An 880-nucleotide genomic window follows, 5' to 3' on the forward strand; every position below is an offset into this window, starting at 1 on the left:
TAGATAGCGGCAGGCTCATCGGACGGACTTCTGTAATGCGGTAGCCAACCCGCGGATATCAGCATGATCCACCGTCGAGATGTACTGCTACGTCGCCCTCAGGAAATTCCGACAATATGAATTCGACAAACTGAAAAACCGATCCCGATTGACACCGGGAGTCATATCAGCGGGCCTCCCACCGTGGTCGTGGAGGCGGCGGGGTTAAAGTGAGTTTGCGAACAGCTTTAACCAGAGGGAGGCTGAGATGAAATATAGCGGAATCGACCTGCATTCGAACAACAGCGTCGTAACGGTGACCGATGAAAATGATCGGGTGGTGGCCGAAAAGCGCCTCCCCAACGATCTGGCGAAGATTCTCGGAATACTCACGCCATGGCGCGACGAGCTGGCGGGAGTCGTCGTCGAATCAACGTTCAACTGGTACTGGCTTGTTGATGGCCTTCAGGCTGCCGGTTTCACCGTGGATCTGGCGCATACCGCTGCGATTAAAAAATACGAGGGGCTCAAGCACAGCGGCGACGAAACTGATGTTCGCTACCTTGCACACCTGATGCGGCTCGGGATCCTGCCTACGGGAGCCATCCTGCCGCCGGAACAACGTGCCGTCCGGGATCTGGCGAGGAAGCGGATGCAACTGGTGCGAAGTCGCTGCCAGCATATCCTCGCGGTCGAAAACATCACGGCCCGTCAGCATGGCACTCGCATCACCAGCAATCAGGCCATGGGCCTGAGCGCCGAAACCATCGACCAGATGCGGCTGCAAGAGGACGTGGCGCTGGCGATCAGGGCGAACGCGGCGGTCATTGCCACCCTTTCTGCACAGATCGAAATTCTTGAAAAGCGTCTTCAGGAAAAGGTGACTGCACAAGCGGAGTAT

1 protein-coding gene is annotated in these 880 nt (G+C 56.9%); it reads left to right on the plus strand.

Features of this window, described 5'->3' with window-relative positions:
• Positions 1 to 247: 247 nt before the first annotated feature.
• The coding region (locus AB3X96_RS42470; protein ID WP_368594408.1) for a transposase at positions 248 to 880 on the plus strand (633 nt) is incomplete at its 3' end.

Source organism: Paraburkholderia sp. BR13439 (genome assembly GCF_040948805.1).
Lineage (GTDB): Bacteria > Pseudomonadota > Gammaproteobacteria > Burkholderiales > Burkholderiaceae > Paraburkholderia > Paraburkholderia youngii.